This window comes from Alteromonas sp. ABD4_190 (assembly GCF_056160105.1).
Genome location: NZ_JBSWWN010000001.1, coordinates 637,567 through 662,093, shown reverse-complemented (window position 1 = coordinate 662,093; position 24,527 = coordinate 637,567). Strand labels below are relative to the sequence as shown.

General features: G+C 43.8%; 17 protein-coding genes and 8 tRNA genes. 17 read left to right on the top strand and 8 right to left on the bottom strand.

Annotated features, from left to right (window positions below):
* The first annotated feature begins 102 nt into the window (after positions 1–102).
* Entirely contained in the window at positions 103–1,725 is a 1,623-nt protein-coding gene (locus ACXAFM_RS02995) for a methyl-accepting chemotaxis protein (RefSeq protein ID WP_474826744.1), read from the top strand.
* 174 nt (positions 1,726–1,899) lie between these two features.
* The gene (locus tag ACXAFM_RS02990; RefSeq protein ID WP_474826741.1) at positions 1,900–2,802 is read left to right on the top strand and encodes a histone deacetylase family protein; all 903 of its coding nucleotides are present in this window, start codon (positions 1,900–1,902) and stop codon (positions 2,800–2,802) included.
* Between the two features lie 81 nt (positions 2,803–2,883).
* On the opposite strand, the gene ACXAFM_RS02985 is transcribed toward ACXAFM_RS02990, so the two are convergent.
* The 6 genes from ACXAFM_RS02985 to folD form a co-directional block, all read right to left on the bottom strand.
* Entirely contained in the window at positions 2,884–3,900 is a 1,017-nt protein-coding gene (locus ACXAFM_RS02985; RefSeq protein WP_474826739.1) for a phospholipase A, read from the bottom strand.
* 35 nt (positions 3,901–3,935) lie between these two features.
* Complete coding sequence (locus tag ACXAFM_RS02980) at positions 3,936–4,778, bottom strand: MBL fold metallo-hydrolase (RefSeq protein WP_474826737.1); 843 nt, start codon at positions 4,776–4,778, stop codon at positions 3,936–3,938.
* 38 nt (positions 4,779–4,816) lie between these two features.
* The gene (locus tag ACXAFM_RS02975; RefSeq protein ID WP_474833211.1) at positions 4,817–6,535 is read right to left on the bottom strand and encodes a proline--tRNA ligase; all 1,719 of its coding nucleotides are present in this window, start codon (positions 6,533–6,535) and stop codon (positions 4,817–4,819) included.
* 193 nt (positions 6,536–6,728) lie between these two features.
* The gene (gene tsaA / locus ACXAFM_RS02970; RefSeq protein ID WP_474826732.1) at positions 6,729–7,448 is read right to left on the bottom strand and encodes a tRNA (N6-threonylcarbamoyladenosine(37)-N6)-methyltransferase TrmO; all 720 of its coding nucleotides are present in this window, start codon (positions 7,446–7,448) and stop codon (positions 6,729–6,731) included.
* A gap of 250 nt (positions 7,449–7,698) precedes the next feature.
* The gene (locus ACXAFM_RS02965) at positions 7,699–8,277 is read right to left on the bottom strand and encodes a DUF1415 domain-containing protein (RefSeq protein WP_474833208.1); all 579 of its coding nucleotides are present in this window, start codon (positions 8,275–8,277) and stop codon (positions 7,699–7,701) included.
* A gap of 104 nt (positions 8,278–8,381) precedes the next feature.
* Positions 8,382–9,236: a bifunctional methylenetetrahydrofolate dehydrogenase/methenyltetrahydrofolate cyclohydrolase FolD gene (folD, locus tag ACXAFM_RS02960; protein ID WP_118493308.1), complete on the bottom strand. Its 855-nt coding sequence runs from the start codon at positions 9,234–9,236 to the stop codon at positions 8,382–8,384.
* A gap of 357 nt (positions 9,237–9,593) precedes the next feature.
* Here folD and ACXAFM_RS02955 point away from each other — a divergent pair.
* The 15 genes from ACXAFM_RS02955 to dapE all read left to right on the top strand — a co-directional run bounded on the left by ACXAFM_RS02955 (position 9,594) and on the right by dapE (position 21,615).
* Positions 9,594–9,670 (top strand) — tRNA-Pro (locus ACXAFM_RS02955).
* Between the two features lie 24 nt (positions 9,671–9,694).
* Positions 9,695–9,771 (top strand) — tRNA-Arg (locus tag ACXAFM_RS02950).
* An 87-nt stretch (positions 9,772–9,858) separates the two neighbouring features.
* Positions 9,859–9,934: transfer RNA gene (locus tag ACXAFM_RS02945), tRNA-His, on the top strand.
* A gap of 6 nt (positions 9,935–9,940) precedes the next feature.
* A tRNA-Leu gene (locus ACXAFM_RS02940) sits at positions 9,941–10,025 on the top strand.
* A gap of 42 nt (positions 10,026–10,067) precedes the next feature.
* Positions 10,068–10,144: transfer RNA gene (locus tag ACXAFM_RS02935), tRNA-Pro, on the top strand.
* Positions 10,145–10,309: 165 nt separating this feature from the next.
* A tRNA-His gene (locus ACXAFM_RS02930) sits at positions 10,310–10,385 on the top strand.
* Between the two features lie 7 nt (positions 10,386–10,392).
* Positions 10,393–10,477 (top strand) — tRNA-Leu (locus tag ACXAFM_RS02925).
* Positions 10,478–10,520: 43 nt separating this feature from the next.
* Positions 10,521–10,597, top strand: a tRNA-Pro gene (locus ACXAFM_RS02920).
* Between the two features lie 357 nt (positions 10,598–10,954).
* Entirely contained in the window at positions 10,955–12,259 is a 1,305-nt protein-coding gene (gene tig / locus ACXAFM_RS02915; RefSeq protein ID WP_474833205.1) for a trigger factor, read from the top strand.
* Positions 12,260–12,357: 98 nt separating this feature from the next.
* Positions 12,358–12,987: an ATP-dependent Clp endopeptidase proteolytic subunit ClpP gene (gene clpP / locus ACXAFM_RS02910; RefSeq protein ID WP_118493312.1), complete on the top strand. Its 630-nt coding sequence runs from the start codon at positions 12,358–12,360 to the stop codon at positions 12,985–12,987.
* 75 nt (positions 12,988–13,062) lie between these two features.
* Positions 13,063–14,337 carry an ATP-dependent protease ATP-binding subunit ClpX gene (clpX, locus tag ACXAFM_RS02905; RefSeq protein ID WP_118493314.1) on the top strand — a complete coding sequence of 425 codons (1,275 nt, stop codon included), beginning with the start codon at positions 13,063–13,065 and terminating at the stop codon, positions 14,335–14,337.
* A 342-nt stretch (positions 14,338–14,679) separates the two neighbouring features.
* A complete protein-coding gene (gene lon / locus ACXAFM_RS02900) occupies positions 14,680–17,031 on the top strand; it encodes an endopeptidase La (RefSeq protein ID WP_474805745.1) in 2,352 nt (783 codons plus the stop codon).
* 320 nt (positions 17,032–17,351) lie between these two features.
* Positions 17,352–17,624: a nucleoid-associated protein HU-beta gene (gene hupB, locus ACXAFM_RS02895; protein ID WP_012518978.1), complete on the top strand. Its 273-nt coding sequence runs from the start codon at positions 17,352–17,354 to the stop codon at positions 17,622–17,624.
* 311 nt (positions 17,625–17,935) lie between these two features.
* Complete coding sequence (locus ACXAFM_RS02890; protein WP_474833202.1) at positions 17,936–19,828, top strand: SurA N-terminal domain-containing protein; 1,893 nt, start codon at positions 17,936–17,938, stop codon at positions 19,826–19,828.
* Between the two features lie 611 nt (positions 19,829–20,439).
* Positions 20,440–21,615: a succinyl-diaminopimelate desuccinylase gene (gene dapE / locus ACXAFM_RS02885; protein WP_474826721.1), complete on the top strand. Its 1,176-nt coding sequence runs from the start codon at positions 20,440–20,442 to the stop codon at positions 21,613–21,615.
* Between the two features lie 104 nt (positions 21,616–21,719).
* Here dapE and olsF read toward each other — a convergent pair whose 3' ends face one another.
* Both olsF and ACXAFM_RS02875 read right to left on the bottom strand, forming a co-directional pair.
* Positions 21,720–23,438 carry a bifunctional ornithine lipid synthase OlsF gene (olsF, locus tag ACXAFM_RS02880; protein WP_474833199.1) on the bottom strand — a complete coding sequence of 573 codons (1,719 nt, stop codon included), beginning with the start codon at positions 23,436–23,438 and terminating at the stop codon, positions 21,720–21,722.
* Positions 23,439–23,631: 193 nt separating this feature from the next.
* Positions 23,632–24,429 (bottom strand): UDP-2,3-diacylglucosamine diphosphatase, encoded by a 798-nt coding sequence (locus tag ACXAFM_RS02875; protein WP_474826717.1) that lies wholly within the window; start codon positions 24,427–24,429, stop codon positions 23,632–23,634.
* Positions 24,430–24,527: the final 98 nt, after the last annotated feature.

The following is a 24,527-nucleotide window of genomic DNA, read 5'->3' as shown; positions in this document are numbered from 1 at the left end:
TATATATTGGTATGTTGATTAATACCAAAGGTGTAACCTTATCGTCATAAAAATATCATCTAATGGCTACGTCCTCTTTAAATTTATACTAAAGGTTAAGCCGTGTTCAATTACACAAGCATCAGCCGTTTGGTGATGACGCCTGTTCTCGCCAGCTTTTTCATTCTTGTACTATTAAACGGTGCCTCAATTCTAAAGTCTTTCTCGTTACTTAATTCATTCGATGAGTTAGAAAACACACTAGTTCAGTCGGAGCGTGACGTTAATTCCACGCTTGGTGCATTCAAAACCCAAGTCCAAGAATGGAAAAATGTATTGCTGCGTGGCCATAAAAAAGAAGATAGAGAAAAGTACTGGGAGCGATTTAAACAGCGTGAAGCTGATATTACTCGGCAGTTCGACATGATGCTATCAAGCGATGTGGTGAGTGATAGCGTGAAGTCCGATATCAGGCAGTTTCAAAAAGCGCACGCTGTCATGGCCGAAAAATACCGAGAAGGCTACAACGCATTTGTTAACTCAGGTTTTGACCCTAAAGTTGGCGATAGCTTTGTGCGCGGTATTGATAGGGAGCCCGCTAAGCTTTTATCAAGCATTGCATCAGAAATTGCAGCAGATTCTGCAAACGCAATAGCTGAGCTTAAAGCCAATACGCGCACTATGCTTTGGATAATTCTTTTGGCAGCTATTGCATTGTCAGTACTTTCAGTTGTGTATGTTATTGCTCGCTTGCGCTCTCAAGTTATCAAGCCAACGAAGGCTGTTGCTGCGTGTATATCGAACTTAGCTAATAGCCGCTATGACTATGAATTAACTTACACAAGTGAGCACGAACTGGGTATGTTGGCTGATTCCGCACGAGCTTTGCAATATAAGTTAAAAGATTCGGTTGCACAGCTTCAACAGGCAGAGCGAGAAATGGAAAAGGCGTTTGGCACCCTTGGTAACGTCAGCCAGTCTATTATGGAGGGAGCAAATGGACAGCGCGATGCATCGCGCTCGCTTGATAGCAGCACAGATAAACTGAAAGAGATTGTACAAAATTTAGTGGCCATTACTGACCAGGTTGCTGTTGCTACGAATAACTCTGAAAAGAACGTGGCGAGTTGCTATGCCACGTTCGAAAGCGCTAATGCAGGCTTTAAGCAGCTAGCTAAAACGGTAACGGAATCAAGTAATATCGTGTCAGAACTGCAAAGCCGCAGTACCAATATTCTAAAAGTGGTGAACGTCATTAATGAAATTGCCGATCAAACCAATCTGTTAGCGTTAAATGCAGCAATTGAAGCGGCTAGGGCAGGAGAGCATGGCCGTGGTTTTGCGGTAGTGGCCGATGAAGTTCGGGCACTAGCAGCTAAAACGCAGCAGTCGACCAAAGAAATAAACGATATTTTGAGCAGCTTTGAAGCGGAAGCAAAAGGTGCAGTTGCTGCTATGTCCTCTGGCAAGCAGCTATCTGATACCAACGCGGCAGAGGCAGCTACGGCACTCGAAACCCTCAATAATGTGGTGAGAGATATTCAAGAAACCGCGAGCGTAGTTGTTGCGCTAAACGAAGCGGCGGACGAGCAAGAGGCTGTACTTCAGCAAGTAGAAACAATAATTAGCAACGTGGTGACATCATCTGAAAAATACCATCAACTTGCGCAGCGTGATGACATGTCTCGTTCAATGAAAAGTATGTCAGAAAACGTTGAAAAGGTGGTGAACAGTTTGACCCGCTAACTGTGCTTTGTCAGTATTAGTACTAGAACGCAAAGATAACAACCTACTCAGCGAGCAATTATCTATTCGGGTTGGTATAACGTGAAAACAAACAAAGGAGTGCATAAATAAATCGCGCTCCTTTTATTTTTTCTGTTACCGATTTCATGCGCCCATAAACTAGTACTGATAATAATGACTACACCACTCGTATTTCACCCTATTTATAGCCAATTAGACCTTCCCGAGCGACACCGCTTTCCTATCGAAAAATATGTGGGTATTCGAGATGAACTTGTAAAACGCGGTGTCGATAAAGCGCGTTTTATTACCCCGTCACCTATAGATTTATCCTTTCTTACGGCCTATTACGACTCGGACTATGTTAGTGCACTCACTACCGGCGCACTAGATAAAAAAGCCATGCGCCGCATAGGATTTCCGTGGTCGCAACAGTTGATTGAGCGTACCCGCACAGCTGTTGCTGGTACCTGTTTAACAGCCAAACTCGCGCTAGAGCATGGGAAAGCCTTGAATTTGACTGGCGGCTATCATCACGCCTTCGCTGACTTTGGCTCAGGGTTTTGTTTGTTCAACGACTTGTATTTGGCAGCGAAAACCATGCAGCAAGCCCCGTCAGTTGAAAATGTGCTTATTGTCGATTTAGACGTACATCAGGGGGATGGTACCGCTAAACTTGCCGAAAACAATCGGGATATATTCACCTTATCCATTCACGGCGAGAAAAACTTTCCGCACAGAAAACAGCGTTCCGATATTGATATAGGGCTCGATAAGGGCACCGAAGACGACGAGTATTTAACCACGCTAGAACAAGCGCTAACCATGGTGATGAGACAGTTTCAACCCGATGCCATCATCTATGACGCAGGCGTTGATGTACATGTAAACGACGATCTAGGCCACTTACATGTATCTACCCAAGGTGTTTATGAAAGAGACAAGGCAGTATTTGCCCTCGCTGACCGTTTAGGTGTTCCAATTGCAGCGGTCATAGGTGGTGGATATCAAAGGGATATTACCGCGCTGGTGGATGTGCATATTCAGCTTTATCGGGCGGCAGGTATAATTGATTAGCTGAGGCGAGTAGCAGTTTAAAAAAACGCGCTCAAACGGGGTGTTTGCAGCGCGCTTATTTATTAAGCATGAATATCTGTTTTACAAAAAGTGCAGCTGAAAACCAAGGCCAATGCGCTCTTGTGAGCGGTTGTAGTCAATAAGCGAGTCGCCGTAGCCATTAAAGTACTGAAGCAGCAATTCATAACGATCAGATATAGGGTAGGTGAAATCTAACTGAATACTGCCTCTGTTTTCGTCAAAATCCAGATTGTTTCTCAGTAACGCCAGTACCTTGAAAGCACCAATTTTTCTGCCGTAACCAAATTCCATTCGGCCGTAGTAATCCTGAATGTCTGGGTTATCGTCTCCTGTCGGGTCAAGCGGGTCTGCTTTTTCATCTTCAGGAATACGATACCAAGTCTTAAAGTAGTAAATATCGTCGTTGTCACTGAATACTATAGATGCGAAAAGGCGGTTCCAACTGCGAGAGCGCAAACCGCTTTGGCCGTTCGACATATGATTGAAACCGACCTGGAAAGTATTAAATTTGTAACCAAGTACCGAATAGTCAGCAGTTTCTTGCCAGAAAACTTCTGGCTCGTAATTGGTTTCACGAAAGGGCTTCGACGCTTCACTATTATAAAGCTGCCAGAAAGAAGTTACCGTAAAGCCGAAGTATAAGCCGTCGAAACCAGTATCTTCTAGGTATAGTGGTAGCTTGGCACTTACCTGAAACTTAGCTTCTTTATTATCTATGTTTTCTTCCGTTAATTCTTCATTACCGAATGTATTAGGGTTAGAAACGTAAGTAATAGGAAGTAAATAGTTTTGTCTATGTTGGGTAATAGCAAAAACGTTATCCAGTGCTTCTTTATCACCTTCTAAGCGGTTGTCTAATGCGCTCTCTGTAGTCGTATCACGTTTAATGATGTCAATAACTTCAATACCGCTTTCTTCTTGAGGCCGCTGCTCATCTGCCTTTTCAACAACGCTTTCCTGTTCGCTGTTCTCGATAGATGACGGTTGTTCGCTTACCGCTTCTTGTGATTCTTGAGCGCATACTGACGTGCAGGCAGCAAACGCTGCCAATATTATAAAAGGCTTTAAAACAGACACCTTTAATTCTCCGTTGCAAGGGGTTGTTATTATGCTTAACTGAAGTCCAGCGTTTGGCCTTCTGAAGATGCAAATACGTGTAAAGTAGACTCTGCCACTGTGACATAGTCATTACAGTGGGTTACGACATCATCTATATCGTCATCAGTACGTTCTGGATCATGACTATATAACGCTAATTGTTTTACATGACTGGCCATAGCCAGTTTTACCGCTTCCTCTGCAACGGAATGACCCCAACCATTTTTTGCCGGCATGTCAGATGACATGTACTGTGCGTCGTGAATAAGCAAGTCTGCATTATCAGCGAACTTAGCAAAATCTAGAAAATCTGTTTCTTTTTTATAAGGGGGGTAGAGCTCGTTATCGGTGATATAAGCAATTTTGGCACCGTCGGCCTCAATACAATATGCACTACCGCTACCTGGGTGATTCATAGCTAAGCGGGTAATAGTTGCACTTCCGATGGTAAATGTATTCTCTGTTACAGGAAACTCAATAAGGCTTATGGATGATTTTAACGCACTTTTCGGAACGGGGAACAATGACCCTTCCATTTGCTTCAAGATTTGATCTGGCTCGTTGAGCTGTGTAAGGCCTGGATAAATGTTTATTTCACGTGACTCTTGGTAAATGGGCGCAAAAAAGGGAAAACCTTGAATATGGTCCCAGTGGTTGTGACTTAACAAAAGGTGAATTGGCGTTGTTTTCTTAATCAGGCGATCGCCAAGCAAACGGATGCCTGTGCCTGAGTCGAGAATGATATCTGTACCATCCTCGAGCTCAATGTGAACGCATGCGGTGTTGCCACCATAACGAACGTAAGCTGCCCCTGGAGTGGGAATTGATCCTCTTACGCCATAAAATGTTAACCGCATACGCCCTCATCTACTTATCAAATGGGCAAGTTCAAGTTTTAGAGAGCGGCTACAAAGTCTTTTGCTGCGCTAAGATCTAATAACTGTTTCTCGCCAGTGTTTCTATTCTTATATTCAACCTGTTGATTATCTAGGTTTCTTTCACCAATGACAATGCTGTGAGGTATGCCAATTAATTCCATATCATTGAACATAACACCTGGGCGCTCTTTTCTATCGTCAAATAACACTTCTACGCCAAGGGCAATTAGCTCTTCGTAAAGCGCTTCTGCTGCTTCTTTTATGCGGTGAGACTTATGCATATTCATAGGTATTAATGCAATTTTAAACGGCGCAATAGGATCTGGCCACTTTATGCCGAATTTATCGTGGTTTTGTTCGATAGCGGCTGCAACAATTCGAGACACTCCAATTCCGTAACAACCCATAGTAAGGGTTTGGTGTTTACCAGTCTCGCTTAGTACACCGCAATTCATGGCTTCTGAATATTTGCTACCAAGTTGGAAGATATGACCCACTTCAATACCGCGCTTGATATCAAGTGTGCCTTTACCGTCTGGAGCCGCATCGCCAGCGACGACATTGCGAATATCTATACCAGTAATATCATCAGACCAATTTACGTTGATGTTCATTTTACCGCCAGCGCCAGCGCCTGTTGTAAAATCTGCTAGGGCTGCAGCACTAGCATCCACGTAAGTTGGGATTGGAAGGTTAGTTGCGTCTGCAAAATAGGGTACTACACCAAGCACTTCTTTCGCTTTGTCGAATGACGCTTCAACCAGCGGGGTAGCAACACCTTCAATTTTCTCTGCTTTAACATCATTTAGTTCGTGGTCAGCACGTAGTACTAATGCAACCCAGTTGTCTGCGTGTACTTCTTCGCCTTTGTCATCAGTAGCGTTCGCCGCTTTTACCACAACGACTTTCACGGCATTTGTTATATCGGCATCGATACTCTTAAGTATTTTTTCGAAATCTTTGCCTTTGGCGTCTTTAGTTTCAACGGCCGCACCAGAAGCAACCGCCTTTTCAGGTGCCACAGCAACAGCCATTTCAACGTTAGCCGCGTAGTCGCTGCCTGAAGAGAATGCAATGGCGTCTTCACCAGAGTCAGCTAGCACGTGAAACTCATGAGAATGATTCCCACCGATTGAGCCTGAATCAGCAATTACCGCCCTGAAGTCTAGGCCCATACGCGAGAATATATTGCAGTAAGCATCGTACATTTTTTGATACGTTTCTTCTAAACAGCTATCTTCTAAATGGAAGCTGTACGCATCTTTCATGGTAAATTCACGACCGCGCATAATGCCGAAACGAGGACGTACTTCGTCGCGGAATTTGGTCTGAATTTGATAAAGGTTCAGTGGTAATTGTTTGTAGCTACTAATTTCATTGCGTACAAGGGCAGTGATCACTTCTTCGTGAGTTGGGCCCAATACGAAGTCGCGCTGGTGGCGGTCTTTTACGCGAAGCAGTTCTGGGCCATATTCTTCCCAGCGTCCTGACTCTTCCCAAAGGTCAGCCGGCTGTACAACAGGCATTAGCACTTCAATAGCGCCTGCTTTGTTCATTTCTTCACGAACAATATTGGCTACTTTATTCAGTACACGAAGACCTGACGGCAGCCATGTGTAAAGACCTGAGGCAAGCTTTCTGATCATACCAGCTCTCAGCATAAGCTGGTGGCTGATAACCTCTGCATCAGCAGGTGTTTCTTTCTGCGTGGCAAGCAAATATTGACTAGTGCGCATGTAAAGCAGGTATCCTGTTTTCAATGTATTAAGACTGTTTGTGTTCTGGCCTTCTGCAATAAGTTGTACACATTATGCAATTTGTGGAATTGTTGCTAAATGCTTTAACCAAAGAATGGGCATCACACGTTTTGGCGGTATTCTAATTAACTGCGAGCCATTTCGCCACAGACTGTTGACACTAAAAGTGTAATTATCCTAAATGAACGAGCTCAGTTACCCATACCACACTGTTTGTTACTTTAAAGCCAACATCTATATCGTAAAGGGTAACGCGATAGGTTTTTTCGTCATCATCCAACTTTTGTTTATACGCTGGACGTGGGTCTTGCGCCAGTACCGCCTTAACTAAAGAGGTAAAGTCGCTGTATTTCTTGTCTATTTCAGAAAGCGTTGGCCTGAGCGTATCTAAAAATTCGACATGGCGCTGGGGAATAGGGCTAATGTCGTCAAGCTTGTCGCTTGCGTTTTGAACACTATCTGCATAACTAATGTAAGGTTTGATATCGATAAGCGGCGTACCGTCTACTAAATCCACGCCTTCTACAAGTAAATGCGTTTTGCCGTTATCGTGCACTAGTCCCTTATTTCTCACGACAGACATACCAATGCTGTTCGGCCGATGCGTGCTGCGAGTCGCTAATACACCCATAGTGGCATTGCCGCCTAGCCGAGGCGCCTTTACTGTATTTTTCCAACCGCGCTCAATATTCTGATGAAAGATAAAAAGCAGCCACAGATGACTATAACTTTCTATCCCCTTTAGCATGTGGATATCGTTAAACCCTTCTTCAAACGCAATTACCCCATGAGCTTTTGCTAAGTTAGGTTGCCTTGGGATGGCAAACTTTTGTTTGAAAGGCGTAGCGATAGTTGCGATTGTCGATACAGTAAATGAAGTTGGGGGAGTCACGGGTCTGCTTTAACCTAATTGAAAATGATTCTTGCTGTCATATTACTCTCATACTTAACTGGTAATGTAACAGTGCAAGTGAAAACTTGAACCAAATACAGCATTTTTTCGGTTCACGAATGGGATGTTTATTTGGGTTCCCTGGATTAATCCAGCATTTTGGGCCTGAACAGTTATTGCACTAGGACTTTTTCTAGCTCCAGTTTACAAAACTTGTGTGCATAGCAGAGCAAATAAAAACACTTGTGTTTTACTGCGCAGGCTTATCTTTTTTCATTGTTTCCAATGCGTTCTTAAAATAAGGGCAGCCTAGTGCCCGCACCTTATCAATGTTATGACTGAATATCTTTTCCGCGTCCTCTTCTTTCTTCATATAACGAGTAATGTCAGCTTCGCGGATTAAATGCAAGAGCGGGTAGGGGGAACGATTCGTGTAATTTTCAGCATCGTTAAAATCGCTACCGTCAAACACATAGTCAGGGTGAAAGCTCGCGAGTTGATAGGTGCCACTGTATCCCCAGTCATGCAACATATTATCGCCAATAGCTAGCACATCGAGGTACTCTTCAAAGTCAGCAAGGCTCGGGTGTGTCAGTGCAATTAGCGTGGTAGCGGTGCTCTCATTCTCTTCCAAATGGTGAAGTTCATCGTACAGAGATTGAATAACGTCCCCTGCATCCCCCGCTATTACTTTACAGCGAATTTGATTTGGCGTTCTTACATAGCGTGCAAAGGGGCAAAAATTATGCTTTATCACAATATCATCAACCCACTTAAGCGTTGCATCAATTACGTGTTGTTCGCACAACGGAGATGTTGGTTCTGCCATAGAGAAGTTATTCAATTTAGGTCTTCATTCAATGAGAGGGGAGTGTAAAGCAAAAAGGCAGAAATTTAATTTCTGCCTCTAAAATTTGATTAAGCCCTAGTGCTTTAAGAATGAAACTTAACGTACGCCTCAAGCGTGTTTTCTATCAAACTTGCCACTGTCATAGGGCCAACACCGCCAGGTACAGGTGTTATCCAGCCTGCACGCTCTTTGGCTTTTTCAAAATCAACATCGCCTATTAATGAGCCATCATTAAGACGATTAATGCCCACGTCAATCACAATCGCCCCAGGCTTAACCCAGTCGCCAGGTATAAAGTTAGGTTTACCGACAGCTACAACGAGTAAGTCTGCACGCTGAACATGGCTTTTAAGGTCTTGGGTAAACTTGTGGCAGGTAGTAACAGTACAGCCGGCCAACAATAATTCAAGACTCATAGGGCGGCCCACAATATTCGACGCACCCACAATAACCGCATCTAAACCCTTAACAGGGCGTTTAGTAGACTCAATCATGGTCATGATGCCTTTTGGCGTACAAGGGCGTAGCGCAGGAATACGCTGTGCAAGACGACCAATGTTATAGGGGTGGAAACCATCGACATCTTTATGCGGGTGAATACGCTCTAGTACTTTTTCTGCGTTGAGACCGGCCGGTAGTGGAAGTTGCACTAGAATACCGTCTATCTCTTTATCTTCGTTTAGCTCGTCCACTAAGTTAAGCAAGGTTTCTTCCGTAGTGTCGGAAGGAAGGTCGAAAGAGCGAGAAACGAATCCTACTTCTTCACAGGCTTTACGCTTATTTGAAACATAAACTTGAGAAGCGGCATCACTGCCTACGAGGACAACGGCAAGACCTGGCTGTCTTTTACCTGCCTGAGTAAGTGATTCAACATAGGATGTTACGTGTTGGCGAACTTGCTTGGCAATTAATTTGCCGTCAATAAGATGGGCGGTCATAGTCTTGTACGATTCTTATATGGTTGGGTGGTCAACAAGTGCCCTATATTGTTTCATAAAACAGGGGGAATACTCTAGCAATTATTAGATAGTAGTTATTGGTTGCCATCGAACATCAATAAGTTGAACAAATAACTTTTCTCGTAATATCAATACGACAAACTCGTTTACGGGTTGCTCAGCGTGGTTAAAAGTAGCGAAATAGAAGCGGAATTGTACAAAAAAACATGATAATGAGTGCTTTGTGAGCGGTTGGCGATTTTATTTAAAAAAGTGTTTGACGAGGTGGGGGGATGTCAGTAATATTCGCACCCCGTAACGGCACAGAGGCTTATGCGTCTTGGTCGATACGACAGTCGGTGAGTGGCGCAGCTTGGTAGCGCACTTGTTTTGGGTACAAGGGGTCGCAGGTTCAAATCCTGTCTCACCGACCACTTTTTGCAGCGAAGATTCGCCAAGCGCCCGTAGCTCAGCTGGATAGAGCAACGGCCTTCTAAGCCGTGGGTCGCAGGTTCGAATCCTGCCGGGCGCGCCATGCGAGTCAGGTAGGTCCTGATAGCAAGGCTGAATTTTTGTATCTACACTGCTAGTATAAGTTTTGTAGACTGCAACACACCCTATGGTGGGCGTAGCTCAGTTGGTAGAGCCCCGGATTGTGATTCCGGTTGTCGTGGGTTCAAGTCCCATCGTCCACCCCACTTTTAGCGGAAGTGGTGGAATTGGTAGACACGCTGGATTTAGGTTCCAGTGCTTCACGGCGTGAGAGTTCAAGTCTCTCCTTCCGCACCATATTTTCAAGCTTTTTTAAAAGCTTAAATTAAGCATTCCTATCGGTGAGTGGCGCAGCTTGGTAGCGCACTTGTTTTGGGTACAAGGGGTCGCAGGTTCAAATCCTGTCTCACCGACCATTTATGCTTATTTGACTTGGCAAAAATAAATAGCTCAGCGAGTAAATCAAAGAGTGCTGAATTAAAGTCAAACCAGACTATCGAGCAGCAAAATAGGATCCTGACAGTTCGATAGGTGTTTACGTGTTTATCAATTCACACGTAGACAAACACAGGATTACTGTGGTGGGCGTAGCTCAGTTGGTAGAGCCCCGGATTGTGATTCCGGTTGTCGTGGGTTCAAGTCCCATCGTCCACCCCACTTTTTCGCGGAAGTGGTGGAATTGGTAGACACGCTGGATTTAGGTTCCAGTGCTTCACGGCGTGAGAGTTCAAGTCTCTCCTTCCGCACCATATCCTTGAGACTCTTCAAGAGTCGATAAAGAGATATCTATATCGGTGAGTGGCGCAGCTTGGTAGCGCACTTGTTTTGGGTACAAGGGGTCGCAGGTTCAAATCCTGTCTCACCGACCATTATTTCTTATTTTTTCTTTTGTCCTCTTCAAATAGCGTCCCAAACCGCTAGTCAAAGTCGTTTTTCAATCTATTTCTCTTACTAGTTTCGCAATTTGCTTAAAATGCGTTCGATTGGTTGTTACAAACTTGTGTTTCCCTCTCGACTCTTGTGGTGTGCGGCTGTATACTACCGCGTCTTTTTTTAACCAGTACGTTTGTTTCAGGTTGGCTTTGTGGCACGATTTTGTGTCCTAACTTTGATTTTATAAACGTCGAATAACGACCTTCTACCCCGGAGTCATATGCAATTAATGCATGACGGGAGAGGGGATTGAGAACAAAACGCCTATAGAGGCGTATAGTTGAGGTAACATAATGCAAGTTTCAGTCGAGACGACCCAGGGTTTAGAACGCCGTCTTACTATCACCGTTCCATCTGACACGGTTGATTCAGCAGTTAAGTCACGCCTACAGCAGTTGGCAAAAACACAGCGCATCAACGGCTTCCGTCCAGGTAAAGTTCCTGTAAGCGTAATCAAAAAGCGTTTCGGCCAGGCAGTTCGCCAAGAAGTTGCTGGCGATGTTATGCAGCAAAACTTCTACCAAGCAGTCATTCAAGAAAAAATTCAGCCTGCTGGTATGCCAAAGTTTGAACTGACCAAAGACGAAGACGGTCAGGACCTAGAATTTGTAGCATCTTTCGAAGTTTACCCAGAAGTAGAAGTGAAAGGTGTTAGCGATATCGAAATCGAAAAGCCAGTAGTAGAAATTACTGACAAAGATCTTGATAACATGATGGAAACCCTTCAGAAGCAGCACGCATCTTGGAAAGAAGTTAAGCGTAAAGCGAAGAAAGACGACAAAGTTATCATCGACTTCGTTGGCTCTATCGACGGTGAAGAGTTCGAAGGCGGAAAAGCAGAAGATTTCGCACTAGAGCTTGGCAAAGACCGTATGATCCCTGGTTTCGAGAAGCCACTAGTTGGCGCAAAAGCAGGTGAAGAAGTAACTATCGAAGTGACTTTCCCAGAAGATTACCACGCTGAAAACCTAAAAGGTAAAGACGCTGTTTTCCAAACTACCGTTAAGAAAGTAGAAGGTCTAGACCTTCCAAAAGTTGACGAAGAGTTTGCGAAACTTTTCGGTGTTGAAGAAGGCGGCGTTGACGCACTTAAAGCTGAAGTTCGTAAGAACATGCAGCGTGAGCTAGACCAAACGCTTAAAGCACAAGTTAAAGAAGACGTAATTTCTAAACTTGTTGAAGCTAACGAGATTGATATTCCTCAAGCGCTTATCGATCAAGAAGTAAACGCGCTACGCGAGCAAGCGAAGCAACGTTTCAGCCAACAAGGCGGTGGTCAGAACCTTCCAGACCTTCCTGCGGAGCTGTTTACTGACAACGCTAAGCGTCGCGTATCTATTGGTCTACTTCTAGGTGAAGTAATCAAAGAAAACGAGCTAAAAGCAGACGAAGCTAAAGTTAACGAGATGATCGAAACGGCAGCTTCTGCGTATGAAGATCCACAAGAAGTTGTTGACTACTACAACAACAATCAAGAGCTTATGCAGCAAATGCAAAACGTTGCGCTAGAAGAACAAGCGATTGAGTGGGTTCTTGAGCAAGCAAAAGTTACTGAAGTAACTAAAGCTTTTGACGAGGTTATGAACAAACAGGCGTAATTTTTTACTGTCTGATTGACAATACTTGTCAGCAACTGCTTAAATGCTCGGAGCCTTCCGAGCATTTTTGTTTTTAACGCTAGATAATCAAGGTAGCTATGACTAATACCCCGTTTGACCCAATGAATGCACTTGTTCCTATGGTTGTTGAGCAAACCTCAAAAGGTGAGCGCTCATACGACATTTACTCTCGTCTTCTAAAAGAAAACGTAATTTTCTTAGTTGGACAAGTTGAAGATCACATGGCCAACCTCATCGTTGCTCAAATGTTGTTCTTAGAAGCTGAAAACCCAGAGAAAGATATTTTCTTATACATTAACTCTCCTGGCGGCTCTGTGACTGCTGGTATGGCAATCTATGACACGATGAGATTCATTAAGCCAGACGTGAGCACAGTGTGTATGGGCCAAGCTGCAAGCATGGGCGCATTTCTACTCTCTGCAGGAGCAAAAGGTAAGCGTTATTGTCTACCTAACTCGCGCGTTATGATTCACCAACCTCTTGGTGGTTTCCAAGGCCAGGCGTCTGATTTTGAAATACATGCGAAAGAAATTCTGTCTATTAAAGAGAAGTTGAATCGCCTAATGGCAGACCATACCGGTCAAGACTATGAAAAAGTCGCGCGCGACACAGACCGTGATAACTTTTTAAGTGCAACCGAGGCAAAAGATTACGGCCTAGTTGACCAAGTTTTAGCAAATCGATCTGACGTAGCCGGAACTAAGTAGTATAGTTATAGATGACCCGAGCCAGTGCATAGCACGAATTTGGTTTTCGGCTCGGGTAAGGCAGAGGCAAAAGTAATGAGTGATAAGCAAAGCGGTGACGGTGATAACAAGCTACTGTACTGTTCGTTTTGTGGCAAAAGCCAACACGAAGTAAGAAAGTTAATAGCAGGCCCGTCGGTATTTATTTGCGACGAGTGTGTTGAGTTATGTAACGATATCATTCGCGAAGAAATTAAGGAAATCGCGCCTAAGCAAAAGCAGGACGCTTTACCTAAACCAACTGAAATTCATGCGCATCTTGACGATTACGTTATCGGCCAAGAACATGCAAAGAAGGTGTTGTCAGTAGCGGTTTATAACCACTACAAGCGTTTGCGCAATGGCGATGTTCACGAAGGCGTAGAATTAGGCAAAAGTAACATTCTGTTAATTGGCCCTACCGGTAGTGGTAAAACTCTATTAGCAGAAACACTTGCACGTTTACTTGACGTGCCATTCACAATGGCTGACGCAACCACGCTGACGGAAGCGGGCTACGTGGGTGAAGATGTTGAGAATATTATTCAAAAACTACTTCAGAAGTGTGATTACGACGTTGAGAAAGCGCAGCGCGGTATTGTTTATATTGACGAAATCGACAAAATTTCTCGTAAGTCTGACAATCCATCAATTACCCGTGACGTATCGGGTGAAGGTGTTCAGCAAGCGCTTCTTAAGCTGATTGAAGGTACAGTTGCGTCGGTTCCTCCGCAAGGTGGGCGTAAGCATCCTCAGCAAGAGTTTTTGCAAGTTGATACTTCTAAAATACTGTTTATCTGTGGTGGTGCATTTGCGGGCCTCGATAAAGTTATCGAGCAGCGTGCTCAGAAAGACACAGGTATTGGGTTTGGTGCTACTGTTAAGTCTAAAGACAACAGTAAGCAAATTAGCGAACTGTTCAAACAGGTTGAACCTGAAGACTTAGTGAAATACGGATTAATTCCAGAATTCATCGGTCGTCTTCCTGTGGTTACCAGCCTTGAAGAGTTGAACGAAGAGGCGCTAATTCAAATTTTACGTGAACCTAAGAATGCAATCACCAAACAGTATGGTGCGTTGTTCTCTATGGAAGACGTTGAACTTGAGTTCCGTGACGATGCACTTAACGCTATTGCTAAAAAGGCAATGGATCGCAAGACAGGTGCTCGAGGCCTTCGTTCAATTGTTGAAGCTGTTTTGCTTGATACAATGTATGACCTTCCTTCAATGGAAGATGTTAGCAAAGTGGTTATCGATGAAACGGTAATTCGCGGTGAATCAAAGCCCATTTTGATTTACGACAGTAATGAAAAAAAGGCCGCATCTGAATAGATGTCAGCTTGATTCAAAAAAGGTCCTGCGGGACCTTTTTTTGTTTCTAAAGGTTGATAATTGGTCGTAAGTAACTTCTTGATAACTGACAGTAACTGATGAAGTAATATCGAAGGTGGTTGATATTTAAGCGAATAAGGGTAGTAATGCTATCCTTTCTACTAGAATTTTTAGTTTTGTATTGCCATTCGGTGCAAAATCGATAATGGTTATATTAAGGTCGACAGGCCTTAGAGCAGGGAAGGTAAGGTTAAGGAATTAACACACTTTAATAAGTTTCGATTGAACTTTGCTCTTGCATCCCCATATAAAAATGACATTGCAAACTAATTGAGAACAAGTATGACAGTTGAGCGTGAAAATCGCATTGAAATTCCTGTGCTTGCCTTGCGGGACGTGGTTGTTTACCCGCATATGGTCATACCCCTATTTGTTGGGCGTGAGAAATCAATCCGTTGCCTTGAAGCGGCAATGGATAATGACAAACAAATTTTTCTAGTAGCACAAAAAGACGCGGGCGTTGATGAGCCTGAAGCAGATGACATTTACACTGTAGGTACCATTGCTACTATCCTACAGCTTTTAAAGCTTCCTGACGGTACGGTAAAGGTACTTGTAGAGGGTAGCGTACGTGGTGCAATCGAAAGCTATAAACAATCAGAGCCTTTCTTTGTCGCTAACGTTGATAAGTTAGAAGATGAAGGCATTGATGAGAGTGAGCAAGAAGTCTTGATTCGCTCTGCAGTCTCACAGTTTGAAGGCTACGTGAAACTGAATAAGAAAATCCCGCCAGAAGTACTGACTTCACTTAATGGGATCGAAGATGCGGCGCGTCTAGCAGATACCATGGCTGCGCACATGCCTCTAAAGCTTACTGAAAAGCAAAAAGTGCTAGAAATGCAGGGTGTTAATGAGCGCCTTGAGTATTTGATGGCACTGATGGAAGGCGAAATTGATTTGCTGCAGGTGGAAAAGAAAATTCGCACCCGCGTTAAAAAGCAAATGGAAAAAAGCCAGCGCGAATATTATTTGAATGAGCAAATGAAAGCCATTCAAAAAGAATTGGGTGAGTTAGACGATGCGCCCGATGAGTTCGAGGCACTATCTAAAAAGATTGCCGACGCGAAAATGCCGAAAGAGGCAGAAGATAAGGCGAAAGCTGAACTTCAAAAGTTAAAAATGATGTCACCGATGTCAGCAGAAGCTACTGTTCTTCGAAGCTACATTGATTGGCTTACTAGTGTTCCTTGGAATAAGCGCTCGCCGGTGAAGAAAGATCTTTCACGGGCTGAAGATGTGCTTAACGAAGACCATTACGGCCTAGAAAAGGTAAAAGAACGTATTCTTGAATACCTAGCGGTTCAGCAGCGTGTTAAAAAGCTTAAAGGCCCAATTCTATGTCTTGTGGGGCCTCCTGGTGTAGGTAAAACCTCGCTTGGCCAGTCTGTCGCTAAAGCGACGGGACGTAAATATGTCCGTATGGCCTTGGGCGGCGTGCGAGACGAGGCCGAGATACGTGGTCACCGTCGTACGTACATAGGCTCACTGCCGGGTAAACTCGTTCAAAAAATGGCGAAAGTCGGGGTTAAAAACCCACTATTCTTGCTTGATGAAATAGATAAGATGTCATCAGACATGCGAGGAGACCCAGCGTCAGCCTTGCTAGAGGTGCTTGACCCTGAGCAGAACAACAGCTTTAGCGACCATTATTTAGAAGTTGATTACGATCTATCTGACGTTATGTTCGTCGCAACCTCTAACAGTATGAATATCCCTGGTCCTTTGCTTGACCGTATGGAAGTAATTCGACTGTCTGGTTATACCGAAGACGAAAAGCTTAACATTGCGAAGAACCATTTGATTGGTAAGCAAATGGAGCGCAATGGCCTTAAAGCAAAAGAGCTTGAGATTACAGATTCTGCTGTTATTGGCATGATTCGTTACTACACGCGTGAAGCGGGTGTTAGAAGCTTAGAGCGCGAAGTGTCTAAGGTATGCCGTAAAGCGGTTAAAGATATCTTACTTACGAAAAGCAAAGATAAGGTGGTTGTTACTCAAGATAATCTTAAAGACTATCTTGGTGTTCAGCGCTTTGACTATGGCAAAGCCGACAAAGACAACCAAATCGGTCAGGTTACTGGTTTAGCGTGGACACAAGTAGGTGGTGACTTACTGACCATCGAAACCACGTCTGTCCCTGGCAAAGGTAAAATGACTTCGACCGGTTCTCTAGGCGATGTTATGCAAGAGTCTATCAAGGCGGCGATGACAGTGGTAAGAAGTCGCGCTGAAAAGCTTCGCATTAATGATGACTTTTATGAGAAGCGTGATATTCATGTGCACGTTCCCGAAGGTGCAACACCAAAAGATGGCCCAAGCGCAGGTATTGCAATGTGTACCGCATTAGTATCTTCACTAACCGGTAACCCTGTGAAGTGTGATGTTGCCATGACAGGCGAGATTACTCTTCGTGGTGAAGTACTGGCTATTGGTGGTCTAAAAGAAAAGTTACTTGCAGCACACCGTGGCGGCATCAAAACCGTGGTTATCCCAAAGGATAACGAGCGTGATTTGGAAGAAATTCCAGACAATGTGAAGAAAGATTTATCAATTCACCCGGTTAAATGGATTGATGATGTTCTTGATATTGCGCTTCAGGAACCTGTTGAAAGTTTCGAAGTGGTTAAAAAGTAACTTACGCGTTTAGCTGCATACCTTTATTTTTAAAGGCGTGCGACCTTGTTTTTTCTATAAAAATGCAATAATTGACTAAATTATGCGCACATAACGAAAGAAAACCACATTTTTTTTAAAAATAGGGCTTTCATGTCGTAAAAGTTGTGTTACCTTTAAGTGGTTATCGCTTGAAGCCTTGCCACAAAAGGGATTGCAGCGGTTCATTTAAAAGTTAATTATTTGTGACTGAAGCTTGATGTTAACGATCAAGCTTGCTATAACGTTCAAGCAAAATCGTTTTGGACAACAGTATAATAACAATCGAAGGGGATCTAATTGTGAACAAGTCTCAACTTATCGACCAAATCGCTGCTGGTGCAGACATTTCTAAAGCAGCTGCTGGCCGCGCTCTTGACGCATTCACTGACTCAGTAACTGCGGCGCTTAAAGACGGCGACCAAGTTGCACTAGTAGGCTTTGGTACTTTCTCAGTTCGCGAACGCTCAGCTCGCAGTGGCCGCAACCCACAAACTGGTGAGACTATTCAGATTTCAGCGGCGAAAGTTCCTTCTTTCAAAGCTGGTAAAGCACTGAAAGACGCTTGTAACTAAGCAAAAAATTATAGAAAAAGGCGATGGCTAGTCCATCGCCTTTTTTATTTCTAAAGCAAAGTATTCAATAATGGGGTCAGAGTAACGACTCTGACCCCAATATTTCAAGAGTAAGAATTTCCCCTTTAGGCATGCCAATTTTCATTCATGTCAGTGAAACGTCTTAACTTAACGAAAGACAGCACAAATAGTGTGTTTTGGCGTTTATATTCGGCTGCATTGGGTTATAATCAGCGCGTAATTTACCTCGTCACCGCGAGCAGGTGATGGTTTAGGGTAATTGTAGTAAGCAACGGAGTTGAAGAACAATCATGCTAGAAAGAATCAGAGAAGGTTCTCAAGGCCCTTGGGCGATGGCGATTATTGCGCTTATCGTTTTAAGTTTCGTATTCGCAGGTGTAGGTAGTTACCTAACATCATCAGGTACTACAGCAGTAGCAACTGTTAACGGCGAAGAAATTTCGGCACAAGAACTAGAACGTGCATACCAAAACCAGCGTGCACAAATGGAATCACAGTACGGCGAAAGCATCGCGCAGCTTTTCTCTAGCGAACAATATCTCGCAGATTTTAGAAAAAATGTACTGGACAGACTTATTGCTGAAAAACTGATTCAGCAACAAGCTACCGATATGGGCTTGCGCGTAAGCGATGAACAAATTCGTGAAACGATAGTGCAAATGCCTGAGTTTCAGTTTGGTGGTCAGTTTGATAACGAGCGTTTCCAAGCTATTCTCCGTCAAAATGGTTTTCAAGTTGCAGACTTCCGAGATTATTTAAGAACGCAGATGACGCAGAATCAGTTGGCCGCAGCGTTAACGAATTCTTCATTTTCTCTAGATGGCGAAGTGCAGCAGGCTAATGCCCTTCAACGTCAGACTCGTGATGCGAAATACATATTAGTAAGCTCTGACGAATTTGCCGGTTCTATCGACGTTACGGACGCTGATGTAGAAGCTTTCTACAATAACAATATTGCCTCTTTCGATACTGAAGAGCAGGTGAAACTGGCTTATGTAAAACTAAGCGTTGAAGATCTAAAAGGTCGCGTTTCTGTCGATGAAGAAGCAGTACGTACTTATTACGACAATAATCTGGGAAGCTATGGAACTGAAGAGGAACGCCGAGTTTCACACATCCTTATCGAAGCAGGTGATGACCAAGACGCTGCGAAAGCAAAAGCAGAGTCATTGAAAACTGAGCTTGATAACGGTGCCGACTTTGCAGTGCTCGCTGAAGAAAACTCTGACGATACATTCTCAGCTGAGAACGGCGGTGACCTAGACTTCATTACACCTGAAATTATGGACCCAGCGTTCGATGAAGCTGCGTTTGCTTTAGAAAACGTCGGTGATGTATCTGACGTTGTTGAGACCGAGTTTGGCTTTCACATCATTAAGCTAACAGATTTAAAAGAAGCGCAAGTAAAATCATTCGATGAAGTGGCTAGCGAAATTCGCGATACCCTTCTTTACGATGCGGCAATGGAGAAGTATTTTGAGCTTCAAAATACCTTAGCTGAAATTGCGTTTGAGGTGCCAGATACGCTTGAAGATGCAGCTAATGCTGTAGATCTACCTATACAAGAGTCTGTGCTTTTCAGCCGAAATACGGCGCCTGCGGAACTAAGCTTCCCCGGCTTGCTGGATGTTGCTTTCTCATCAGAGTTAGTTGAAGAAGGCCTTAACAGCGACATCGTTGAACTTGATGACGAGACGGTAATTGTTGCACGTGTTATCGAACATCAACCACAACGCACTCAGTCGCTAGATGAAGTTCGCGAGGGAATTGAAGCATCAGTAAAAGCGGAAAAAGCGAAAGAAGCTGCAGAAGCTTGGGCCTTTGACATCGCACAAAAAGTACGCGCAGAAGAAAATGTTGAAAGCGAACTAGCAGAAAAATCTGTAGCTTGGGAAACGGCTGCAGCGGTGCCAAGATCAGGTGGTACACTGGCTCGTGCATTGGTTGACACGCTTTTCTCACTGGGTCTTGAAGGTGAAGATAAAGTTGACGTAGCAACAACAGTTAACGGCGATGTTGCAGTTGTAATGCTAGAAGGCGTAAATGCTGCTCCTGAACTTGAAAACGAGCTAGGTGAAAGCCTGAAACAGCGTCTTGCTCAAGTGCAAGGTCAACGCGTTTACCAGCAGTATATCGATGCGCTTCGCGCAAATGCTGACGTGACTATTTCAGAGTCATTGTAAGCAACTTCACCCACTCGATGGTAGGGTGGCAACAATAAGAAATAGTAAAAAGCCAGCTTCTAATAAGAGCTGGCTTTTTTTATCGCCTAACTTTTTGGCTAATGGTTATTTAATTAGTGCTGCGGCGTAATCAATGCTGCGGTAAATCTACTTGCTAATCTCTCAGGCTGTATAGGGTTAGTGCGAAGAGATAGACTTTATGGCAAAAAAGAGCTAATTCGTTAAAAACAGCATGAGTGTATAAAACGCGGCAATAACTCCGGATAGCACGAATATGTAAAGAAACCCCTGCTTGCCTTGTTCAAGAGTATATTTATTGGCTTGCAAATAACCAAACCAAAGTAATGACAAGATAAGGGGTATTAAAACAATTATTTTTAACACAGTACTGCCTTCTTATAAGTTGTGGCCTATTTATAACAATGTGTGGAGCTATAGACAAATATTAGGGAGGCCGGCCGAAACTTCCATATGCCTGCAGTATTCTCATTTGCTACCATTCACGCCTAAAAAGCCTTGGCTTTGTTGTCATGACTTTGTCGCAAATCTGTTATTAGTGTGTCACTTTAAATTTGTGTAATAGACCCATGTTTCTAAATTGGGGTACATGAATGTCAATTCAGCCTTTACCTTCTTTAGCGCCGGCGCGCAGTATTCACTTTGCCGAAGTTTTAATGGCTAGAGAGTCTATCACTCCAATAGATGCGGGTTGTCAAAGCTACCTAATCTATAAGCTTGAAAAGCTTGGTTTTTCATGTGAAAAGCATAAGATTAATGGGGTCAAGAACCTCATCGCCAGATGGGGTCAAGGGCCTGTTCACTTAGCATTTAGCGGCCATACAGATGTCGTGCCTCCTGGCCCTCTCGATAAGTGGAAATCTCCCCCTTTCAGCCCGGTTATAAGCAAAAATAAACTTTACGGACGCGGTGCTGCCGACATGAAAACGGGCATTGCAGCTATGCTAGCAGCGACAGAGCGAACTATTGCCTCTTTAGAACCTGATAAAATGTCTTTCTGGTGGCTAATCACCAGTGATGAAGAGGGGGAAGCGGAGTGGGGCTCTAAATGGATAGCCGAATATTTAGCATCTAAAAATGTACAGCTTGATATGTGCCTAGTAGGCGAACCTTCGGCATCTTCTAAAACTGGCGATACGATAAAGATTGGTCGCAGAGGCTCACTTTCAGGCACTATCCATATTGCAGGAAAGCAAGGCCATGTGGCCTACCCAAAGACAGCGGTGAACGCTATTCACAAAGCGAGTAGAGTGGTTAATGCACTAACTCAACATCCATTTGATACAGGAAGTGATGACTTTCCTGGCACCACGCTTCAAATAACACATATGGATACAGGAAGCTTCACCGATAACATAGTGCCTAGTGCTGTTCGTATAGAGTTTAATGTAAGATACTCGTGGCAGTTTGATCAAGAGCGCTTATCTGCTTTACTACGCAATATCATCAATACCGTTGATGTAGAAGCCGAAGTCAGCTTTTCAAGGCCCTGTGAAGCATACTTAAGCAAGCCTAATAGTAATGCAGAGTGTTGCCTAATAGCTTGCGTTGAGAAAGCCATTAAAGCCGCCACAGGTCGTTATCCTGTAGTTAGTACGTCCGGCGGCACGTCAGATGGGCGCTTCTTCTCAAGTGAGCACACACAGGTTGTCGAAGTCGGTGTGCCCAACACCACTATCCATCAGGTAAACGAACACATTCACTTATCGGATTTACTTACACTTGAAGATATCTATACGGATATTCTTAAAAATATTGGCGGTCGATAATTACATTTGATATTTCTAGTAAAAATGAAAAGGGAGCGTCAATTAGGCGCTCCCTTTTTAGCTTTTGCGTAGGCTTTATAAAAGACGTGTTCTTTCCTAAAACATTAGGCAGTGGCTTTAAGCTGAATGTCAGTTAAATAGCGTTTGCGTTTCTTCTCGGTAAGGCTTTGCATATCAACCACTACCAAGCCATCAATACAGTCGTTAAAATCTGGGTCGACATTGAATCCAAGGAACGCCACACCACCGTCTTTGGACAGTTCAGAGTATTGCTTATAAAGCGTAGGCACGTTAACGCCCATATTAGCCAATAAATCCTTTAGCTCGGTAAATTCGGCTTTGTAATCGTTACCTTTGAATTGATGTAGCGCATCGTTAGCCATTTGATAAGGGCGTTTACAGGTTGCTTCACCAAACTTTGCAGGAAAATACGTGGAGTAAAATTGTACCAATAGGTCTTTAGCTGGTTCTGGATAGGCATTACTAAGTGACACTGCACCAAATAGATAACGATATTTGGGATAACGACTTAAAAATGCGCCAATACCAAACCACAAGTAATCTAAACTGCGTTTGCCCCAGTAGCGAGGCTGAACAAAGCTTCGTCCTAACTCTAAGCCTTGCTTAAATAGTTTTTCATTGTTCTTACCATAGTTAAACAAGGTAGCAGAGTAGAGCCCGGTAGGGTGGTCTTCTGTGGTCAAAAGTTCTGCATCACCAAAGCGATAGGCGCCTACAATTTCCAAGTCGCTGTCGTCCCATAGCACAAGGTGATAATAATAAGAGTCGTATTGATCAATATCTCTACGTTTATTGGTGCCTTCTCCCACGGCGCGAAATGCCACTTCTCGCAAGCGGCCAATCTCTCGCATAATCGGTGAGCAGCTTTTGTGTTGGTAAAGGTAGATAGACTTTCCGTCGCCAGTTTCACCCAAATGTTCGCACTCTCGAATTGCACGAGCGAGTTCTTTCCTGTCTTCGGGCATAGCAATAGACGCCTGCGTTTCAAATACGCCTTTTTTGTTGCTGCCAATACGATACAAGTGGCGCTTAAACAGCTTTACCTGCTCTTTTAGCGGTATATTAGTTTGCTGGTATGCTTCAAAAGGAATAAGTTCGCCAATGCGCATAGGTAAGTGCTTTTTGCGCTGTTTGAACATTTCTTTAACCAGCAGTGCGGTGGCGAGTGGTTTATATACCATAGACACGCTGTAAAAAAGGGGGCTGTTTTTAGCGTCAATATAAACCGGTAATATCGGCGCTTTAGCTTGCTTTGCAATACGCAAAAAACCTGTGTGCCACCGCGTGTCGCGAACACCTTGCGGGCGTAATCTAGAGACTTCACCGGCAGGGAAAATCAATATGGCACCGTCGCTTTTGAGGTGTTTTTGGATAGCCGATAAATGCTGCTTCGGTGTACCACCCTGCATATTATTTACTGGTAGCAACATATCGTGAAGAGGCTCGATAGCCATGAGCATTTCATTGGCCACTACTTTTAAGTCGTGCCGCACTTCACTAACTAGTTTAATTAGCGCAAGGGCATCGAGAGAGCCAATAGGGTGGTTCGCGATAATTACCACTTTGCCTTCGCTTGGAATACGTTCTTTTTCCACATCACGGGTGGAGTAGCTGATATTGAAGTACTCCAACACTTGTTCAACAAAATCGATGTCTTCATAGTGCGGGTAGGTTTCACCAAACTCGGTAATTTCACGTTCGTGAAGAAGGTGTCTTAATACGAAAGACAGCGATTTAAACAGAATAGGATTGTTCGCTACTTGAGGGTAATGCTTGTTCAGTACGTCGTTTACAGTAAACATAGAACCTGTTTCTCTTTCGGTTTTGGCGAACAATAGCAGGACAATGTGACGCTTTTTACACAGTTTGATGGCAGTTATTTGACAGTGTTAAAAAGATGTTATTGATGCTGGCTCGACAAGTTTATTTCGCCTAGAAGCGTTAAACAAAAGCAGTAACAGGGGGCCTGTAAGCCCCCCTGAAAAGTAGCAGTAACTACGCAGCTTTTGACCGAGAGGTTTTGGTTGTGATTGAAGTTACCGTAGCTGATTCTAGTGAATCGAGGTAATGAATAAGAGATAAATTACCATACATGTCTTCAGCGAGAGCGCTACAGTTCTCTATCCAGTCGCCATCATTAATATAGTGAATGCCGTTTTCAAAACTACTTTCAGGGTGATGAATATGACCACACACTACACCATCAAGTCCCATTTCATCGGCGCGCTTGCAGCATGCTTCGCGATATCGAGCAATGGCTTCATTTGCTCCTTTAATGTGCTTTTTAATGTAGCCAGCCAGTGACCAGTATTCACGTTTTCGCCACGCCCTCAACCGGTTAAACTCGCGATTTAAAAAAAGCAATAGGTCGTAGCCTTTATCGCCAATCCAAGCATGGAATTTACCCATGGTTACATCGCCATCGAACTGATCGCCATGTAAGACTAAATAGCGCTTCCCTTGTGCGGTGGTGTGTACCAACTCTCGCTCTATTTCAATATCGCCAAAGGCCATACCAGAATAAGACTGGATTGGTTCGTCATGGTTTCCTGGTAAGTACACAACACGCGTGCCTTCCTGGCTCATTTGCATGAATTTATGCATGACTTGATTGTGCGCTTTTGGCCAGCGAAATTGTTTAGTCATTTGCCACATATCAACAATGTCGCCCACCAAATACAAGGTGTCTACGGTGATGCTATCCAGAAAGGAAAGTAAGTATTCAGCTTTGCAGTCGCGATTTCCCAAATGGATATCTGAAAGCCAAAGCGTACGATAGTGTGTCTTTTTCATAGCGGTTTCCCAAAGCGATGCCTTGGACCGTCACTATAGGCCCGCAAATTGACACTACCGTGACGCTTGCTTGACCATTGTGTTACAGAAACGCAAGC